The 7,037-nt window shown below is 65.3% G+C and carries 6 protein-coding genes, 1 tRNA gene and 1 pseudogene; 1 reads left to right on the top strand and 7 read right to left on the bottom strand.

Annotated elements, in window-relative coordinates; all coding sequences use genetic code 11:
• From Q0H50_RS07540 to rlmD, 7 genes and pseudogenes are all read right to left on the bottom strand, one after another.
• Positions 1 to 413, bottom strand: a pseudogene (locus Q0H50_RS07540) (hypothetical protein); the annotation flags it as partial.
• Complete coding sequence (locus tag Q0H50_RS07535) at positions 414 to 1,325, bottom strand: FAD/NAD(P)-binding protein (protein ID WP_042434614.1); 912 nt, start codon at positions 1,323 to 1,325, stop codon at positions 414 to 416.
• Positions 1,315 to 2,352, bottom strand: coding sequence for a 4Fe-4S dicluster domain-containing protein (locus Q0H50_RS07530; RefSeq protein WP_294421018.1), 1,038 nt, complete (start codon positions 2,350 to 2,352; stop codon positions 1,315 to 1,317). Before Q0H50_RS07530 ends, Q0H50_RS07535 begins: the two co-directional genes overlap by 11 nt.
• 218 nt (positions 2,353 to 2,570) lie before the next feature.
• A complete protein-coding gene (gene ndk, locus Q0H50_RS07525; RefSeq protein ID WP_042434618.1) occupies positions 2,571 to 2,975 on the bottom strand; it encodes a nucleoside-diphosphate kinase in 405 nt (134 codons plus the stop codon).
• Positions 2,976 to 3,118: 143 nt separating this feature from the next.
• Positions 3,119 to 4,507 carry a tetratricopeptide repeat protein gene (locus Q0H50_RS07520; protein WP_294421016.1) on the bottom strand — a complete coding sequence of 463 codons (1,389 nt, stop codon included), beginning with the start codon at positions 4,505 to 4,507 and terminating at the stop codon, positions 3,119 to 3,121.
• A gap of 49 nt (positions 4,508 to 4,556) precedes the next feature.
• Positions 4,557 to 5,090, bottom strand: coding sequence for a peptidylprolyl isomerase (locus tag Q0H50_RS07515; RefSeq protein ID WP_294421013.1), 534 nt, complete (start codon positions 5,088 to 5,090; stop codon positions 4,557 to 4,559).
• A gap of 269 nt (positions 5,091 to 5,359) precedes the next feature.
• Positions 5,360 to 6,700 carry a 23S rRNA (uracil(1939)-C(5))-methyltransferase RlmD gene (gene rlmD / locus Q0H50_RS07510; protein WP_294421020.1) on the bottom strand — a complete coding sequence of 447 codons (1,341 nt, stop codon included), beginning with the start codon at positions 6,698 to 6,700 and terminating at the stop codon, positions 5,360 to 5,362.
• Positions 6,701 to 6,761: 61 nt separating this feature from the next.
• On the opposite strand from rlmD, the gene Q0H50_RS07505 reads away from it, so the two are divergent.
• Positions 6,762 to 6,838 (top strand) — tRNA-Arg (locus Q0H50_RS07505).
• Positions 6,839 to 7,037 lie beyond the last annotated feature (199 nt).

The raw sequence follows: 7,037 nt of genomic DNA, 5'->3' as shown, positions 1-7,037 counted from the left end.
GGGCGCGGTACCCCCATAGAGCCGCACGCCGCGGGCACGTCCTTGTACACCTGGCTCGGGCGCTTGAAGAAGTTGCGCGCGGCTATGCCGGGGATGCCCGCCGTGGCGGCGCAGGCGCCCAAGGCGATGACGCACTTGGCGCGCTCGCGCAGCTTGCGCACCGTGGCCTCGGATTCCTCGGTGGTCACGGCGCCCTCGATGACGGCCACATCGAACTCCTCCGGCATGGGCTCGCTGGAAGCCAGCTGCCAATAACGCAGGTCGATCTGGCCGAGCACGTCGGTCAGGTGCTGCTCGACGTTGGTGATCTGCAGCTGGCAGCCGAAGCAGCTGGCAAGCCCGACCACCACAACGCGCGGCAAGTCGCGCGCTTGGCGCTCGTCGTTTCCGCATCCCATGTTCGTGCCTCCCATCTACATCGACCCCTGGATGTTCTTCGCTTCCCAATAGTTGAACACGGGCCCGTCGATGCAGCAGTACTGGTGCCCGATCTGGCAGTGGCCGCACTTGCCCATGCCGCACTTCATGTGGCGCTCGAAGCTCATGTAGATGTGGTCGTAGCTGATGCCCTTCTTGCGCATCTCGGCGACCACGAAGCGATACATGACCGGCGGGCCGCACACCGCGCCGAAGGTGTTCGCCGGGCTGATCTCCAGATGCTCGAAAGGCTTGGTGACCAGGCCCACTTCGCCGTCCCACGTGTCGTCGGGGTTGTCGACGGTCAGGTAAAGGTCGAAGTCCTTGCGGTGGCGCCACATCTCGAACTGGTTGCGGAACATGACCTCGGAGGGGTTCTTCGAACCGTAGATGATGGTGACCTTGCCGAAGTCGCTGCGCTCGTCGTGGATGTTGTTGATGAGGCTGCGAAGCGGCGCGATGCCCAGGCCGCCGGCGACCAGCAGGATGTCGTGGCCCTTCATCTCCTCGAACGGGAAGCCGCGGCCGAAAGGCCCGCGGATGCCCACGATGTCGCCGCACTGCATCTTGTGCAGCGCCTCGGTGAAGCGGCCGGCACGGCGCACGCACAGCTCGATGAAGCCGCGCTTCGAGGGGCTCGACGAGATGGAGATGGGGGCCTCGCCCACGCCGAAGATGGTCAGCTCGACGAACTGGCCGGGCTCGTGGCGAAACGCCTCGCGGATGCGCTCGTCGATCAGGCGGAACTCGAACAGCTTCTCGGTCGCCGTCAGCTCGGTGATGGACGTGATGCGCGCCGGCCACGGACGATACGGGTTGGCGGCCATAAGCTCCTGCCCCGTCATGGCAGCCGGCTCATCGTGGTACGGCGATACGACCACGGGGTTGAAATCGGTGTTAGCAGGCACCTTCGGCCCCCTTCTTCTCGAAGAACTCCAGCACGCGAATGGGGTTGATATCGGCCTTGCACGCCTTCACGCAGCGGCCGCAGCCCACGCACAGCATGCGGTCGTAGGTGGCCAAAAAGCCGTTGAGCTTGTGATACATGCGGTGACGCACGCGCTCGCGGCCCGTGGGGCGGAAGTTATGGCCGCCGGCCACCACGGCGAACTGCGGCGAGGTGCACGCGTCCCAGATGCGCTGGCGCTCGCCGGTTTGCCCGTCGGGGTCGAGCACGTCTTGGATATCGAAGCAGAAGCACGTCGGGCACACGGCGGCGCAGGCGTTGCAGGCCAGGCACTTGCTGCCCAGCTCCTCCCAAAACGGGTCGGAGTGGAACGCGTCCATGAGCATGGCAACGTCCTGGATCTCGGGGATGTCGGGATTGAACGCCGCCTGGCGCGCACGCGTGGCGTGGCGGAACTCGATACGGTCCTCGTTGGTGGCGTCGCGCAGGTCAACGGCGGACTCAAGGATGTTGGCGGCCTCGACGCTGGAGATGCTGACCAGGAATTTGTCGCCCAGGCGATGGAGGAACAGGTCATAGCCGAAACGCGCCTCGTCGGCATCCCACAGGTTGCAGAAGCAATCCGAATCGGGGCTGCACGACACGCCCACGATCAACGTGGCGGCGCGACGGGCCTTGTAGTACGGATCGGGATAACGCCCGTCACGGAACACCAGGTCCAAGCGGTTGATGGCGTTGATGTCGCACGCATGGGCGCCGAAGATCACACGCGGGATCACTTCCTCCTGGAAATCGGCCACCTCGTTGGTGGCGGCGTTGTAACGCATGAGCGTTTCAGTGGGAGGAAGGAAGTAGCGCTTCGGCGATGCGAGCGTGGTGTCGTAGGCCAGGTCCATCTCGTCAGGCGAGCTGATGGCCTCGAACGAATAGTGCGCACCGCGCTTCACGGGGGCCACGACCTCGTAGCCGTCCATGAATGCCGACACCAATGCGGGAAGCTCCGCGGCGTCGAAAACTCGATAGAGCATGTTTCATCCGTTTCTCGTCTTACGGCATTGCGGGCTCCGATATCGCAAGCGCCTGCACGGCGAACCGCGGGACGCTTGCAGGCGGCACGGCCACCCCCTTAAGGCAGCGTGCCGATGGCAACACGCGCGAACAATAATCCAGCATACCGCCTAATCAAAAAGCCCTTTGCCCGCTTGAGCGGGCAAAGGGCTTCCAAAGTTGCAGGATGCCGGTCGGCTTATGCGAAGAAGATGCCGATCTCGCGCTCAGCGGACTCCGGGGAGTCGGAGCCGTGAATAACATTCTCGTCCATAATCAGACCGAAGTCGCCGCGAATCGTGCCGGGGGCAGCTTCAGCCGGATTAGTGGCGCCCATGAGGGTGCGCACCTTGGCGACAGCGCCCTCGCCGGAGATGACCATCTTCACGACCGGGCCGGAGGTGATGTAGGAGATGAGGCCGTCGTAGAACGGCTTGCCCTCGTGCTCGGCGTAGTTGGCCTTGGCCTGGTCAAGCGTCACCATGCCCAGCTCCATGCGCTCGACGGTCAGGCCGGCGCGCTCGAAGCGGTTGACGATCTCGCCGATGTGGCCGTTGCGCACACCGTCGGGCTTGATCATGCTGTAGGTCTTCTGGATAGCCATGATTGGTACCTTTCTTCTTATCTCTTATCCCAAGCGCCCGCTTCCACGGGCGCAGGTTACCTTGGTTGCGGCTTCGATGCCCGACTGCGCATCGAGCCGTTTAGCGACAGGCCCGGACGCGAAGCCCGCAGCTCGTCGAGCCGTTAGTTCTGGCTGGGGAAGTACAGCTCCACGTTGCTGACCTTCCAGCCGATGAGGTCGCGCACCATGGACAGCTTGTACTGCATCTGCCCGCCGCCGTCGGTCTCGGCGGTCACGTACACGGTGGAATCGGTCATGGACTTCTCCACGGCGTTGATGACAGGAGCGGAATCCTTCACCAGCGAGTTGGTCATGGAAGCGGCGGACGTGTCGCTGACCTCGGCGGAATACAGCGCAGAGGCGTTATCGGGGTCGGCGAACAGCTGCGTTGCCACGCTATCCTGGCTGGGGTAGCCCCAACCCTGCGTGTACATGAACAGCGCGCCGCCGAAGGCCACCACCACGAGCAGGATGATGACGACGAAGATCTTCAGGCCCACGTTGCGACGTTTACGGTCGCGCTTGGCAACGCCCTTGGACCACTGCTCCAGCTCCTCGTCGGAGGCGCTGAAGAAGCGATCGTCGCCTGCTGCCGCGCCGTACTGGCCGGCATCGGCGGCGTAGGGGTCGCCGTAGTAGTACGGGTCGGCCTGCTGAGCGGCATAAGGATCCTGCTCGGCGTACATGGCAGAGCCGTCGGCCGCCACATCGATGCCGGAGAGGTCGGCCGAATCGGAGGGCGCTGCGCCACCGGGAACCGAGACCGGAGCCATGACCTGGGTGATCTCGGACGTGCCTTGGGCGACGGCGGCCACCGCGCGCTGGTAGTCGACGCTTGCGGAGTCGGACAGGAAGTACGTCTTGTCGGCGATGGACTCCTCGAAGGCGTTGACGGCCTTCTGCATCTGCCCGGTTGCGACGTAGGCCTGGCCGAGGTTGGCGTACAGGCGGTTGCGCATCTCGGGCTGCATGTCGAACTGCAGGGCGCTTTCGTAGGACGAAACCGCATCGGCTGCTCGGTTGAGCGCCATGAAGCACACGCCCAGGTTCAGCAGGGCCTTGGTGGGATCGGGGTTGGCCTCGTCAAGGGCGGCGTTGCGGAACGCCACGCCGGCTTCGGCGGTCTTGCCCATCTTCAGAAGCGCGTTGCCCATGCCCGTGTAGGCCTTGTAGGCGGAATCGTACTTCGCATCGGATGCAGCGGCCTCGAAGTTGGCCACAGCGTCCTCGTAGTCGTGCAGGGCGGCATAGGCCATGCCCAGGTTGTAATGCACGCCGCCGCGGGCGTCGTAGGCCTCATCGGCAACGGCCTGGCCGTAGGCCTGGATGGCCTCGTTGGGTTGCTTGAGCTTCACCAGGCAGTTGCCCATCTGGTGGTAGAGCTGGCCCATCTCGCCGGGGGCAAGGGGGCTTGCCTCGTCCTGCAAGCACTGCTGGTAGGCCTCCAAGGCGCCTTGGAAGTCCTTCTGCGCGTAAGCTGCGCGGGCTTGCTGGAATAACTGGTTGTTCATCTGGATCCTTCGCTATCTTGTACGCTTCGGAATACTGCGGCTAGGCAGGTTATTCGGCGGCGTTCTCGATCTCGATGCCCTCGATCACATCGCCGACGCGAAGCTGGGCGATGACGTCCATACCCTCGATGGTCTGGCCGAACACGGTGTAGCCGCTATCCAGCATGGGCTGGGCGCCCAGGCACAGGTAGAACTGCGAACCCGCGGAGTCGGGGTTCTGGCTGCGGGCCATGGCCAGCGCGCCGTCGGCATGGTGGTTGTTGGGGTTGGTGGAATACTCCTCCTTGATGCAGTAGCCCGGACCGCCGGTGCCGAGGCCGGCGAAGAGATTGCCGGCGGCGGCGATGACCTGGTCGGTATCAAGGTCGCGCGTGTTGGGGCAGCCGCCCTGGATGACGAAGCCCGGCACGTAGCGGTGGAACTTCAGGTTGTCGTAGAAGCCCTTGGTGGCAAGCTCGACGAAGTTGCCGACGTGGATGGGGGCGTCCTTGCCCGCCAGCTGCACGCGGATGTCGCCCTTGGAGGTTTTGATGACGGCGATCTCGTCGCCGGTGGGCTGGTACGCGGGAGTGTACAAAGCCATGGGACTTCTCCTTTTCTCAAGCCGGCCCCGACGTTTGCCGGAGGCCTTCGCGAAAACGCCCGCGCAGAAGGCGGGCGTTGCTTTAAACGAATCTCGTGATGTGTAGTTTAGCAGCTTGGGACCGGGCGCGGCGAAACCTGAAAACGCCTGCGGGGAAAAACCGTAGAACGCACAAACGGGGCCGGGTCGCCGGCGAGCGGCTCGAAGGCGCCGTGCGGGCGCTCCCGCAGACCGCGCGAGCCCGGACCCCGGCGCAACCGCGCCGGCGTCTAGCCGCGCACGAAGCAGCTGACCAGCTCCACGTGGTAGGTCTGCGGGAACAGGTCGACGGGCTGCACGCGCTCCAGGCGGTAGCCCTCGTCCTCGAAGCGGCGCACATCGCGCGCCCAGGTTGCGGGGTTGCAGCTGACGTAGACCACGCGCCCCGGGCGGGCGGCGGCGATGTCGGCCGGCACGCCGTCGGCAAGGCCCGCGCGCGGCGGGTCGACCACCAGCGCGTCCAGGCCGCCCAGCTCGGGCAGCTCACGGGCAGCGTCGCCGCCGATCACGTCGATGTCGACGTAGTTCTCGTCGGCGTTGCGGCGCAGGTCGCGCACCGAGGAGGCCGCGGACTCCACGGCGATCACATCGGCGCCGGCGCGCGCCATGGCCACGCCGAACGTGCCGCAGCCCGCATACAGGTCGGCGACGAGCAGCCCATCGAGCCCCTCGGGGCCGTCCTGGCCCACGCTTCCGCCGAGCATGCAGATGGCCTGCTCCATGAGCTTTTCGGCCTGTGCGGTGTTCACCTGGAAAAACGACGGCGCATGCGCCACGTAGCGCGCGCCGAGCAGCTGCTCTTGCCAGCAGCCCTTGCCGTCGAGCACCTCAAGGCCCTTGATCTTGCGCGCCTTGCCCGGGTCGGCGATGACGCGCACCACGCTGGTGGCCTTGAGCGAGCTTTTCAGCATCTTGGCGGCCGCCGCGCGCGGGAAGCCCGACGGGCGCGTCCACAGCGCGATCTCGGTCTCGCGGGTGCGCACGCTCGTGCGAACGCCCACGCGGAAGATGCCCAGGTCGTCGGAACCCTGCAGATAGCGAAGCGCCCCGCGCAGCGCCTTGGGGGCCTTCGCGATGGCGTCGTGGGCCAACGGGCAGGACAGCGCCTGCATCACATCGGGGCTTCCTTCCTGATGAAAGCCCAGGTTGAACGTGCCCTTGGCATCCCATTGCGCACCCAGCTCCAGCTTGTTGCGGTACCCCCACTGACGCTTAGAGGGAAGGCACGGCGCCACCAGCTCCGCCGCGGCGTCGCCGAAGCCGCCCGTGCGGGCGAGCGCGGCCACCACGTTGGCGCGCTTGGCCTCAAGCTGCGCGTCGTTGGCGATATGCTGCCATGGAGCCGCGCCGCTGGCCGCGGGCTCGGCCCACTTCGGCATCACGCGGCACGCGCCGGGCTGCTCGAGCTTGGCGATGCGGGCGCGGGCGAACGTCGGCTTGTTCTCGACCACTTCCACGCCTGCCACGTCGCCCGGAGCGCCGCCTTCGACGAACACGGTCTTGCCGTCGGACAGGTGCCCGACCGCTTCGGCGCCGTAGCCCATGCGCTCGATGGTGATGGTTTCGGTCATGTTCACACTCATTTCTTTTTCGGGCCCATTCGGGCGATAGTAGCGTATAATAGGTAGATACGCCCTAGTAGCTCAGTTGGATAGAGCGTCTGCCTCCGGAGCAGAAGGCCACAGGTTCGAACCCTGCCTAGGGCACCATTTGCATTTTGTACGAACCCGTTGGACGTCAAGTCTGGCGGGTTCGTTGCTTTCCACGTCGTAGTTCAGCGTCACTATGCACTCTTCGTCGCTCACGCTCACCTGGTAGACGAACGCCCTCAGCAGCGTCGCGTCGTCCAGGGCGGAGCCGCAGTGCAGGAAGTCGGCCAGCCGCTCGGGGTCTATCTGATCGTCCCTG

The organism is uncultured Senegalimassilia sp. (assembly GCF_934632265.1).
GTDB lineage: Bacteria > Actinomycetota > Coriobacteriia > Coriobacteriales > Eggerthellaceae > Senegalimassilia.
This window is presented reverse-complemented; position numbering and strand designations above follow the sequence as displayed.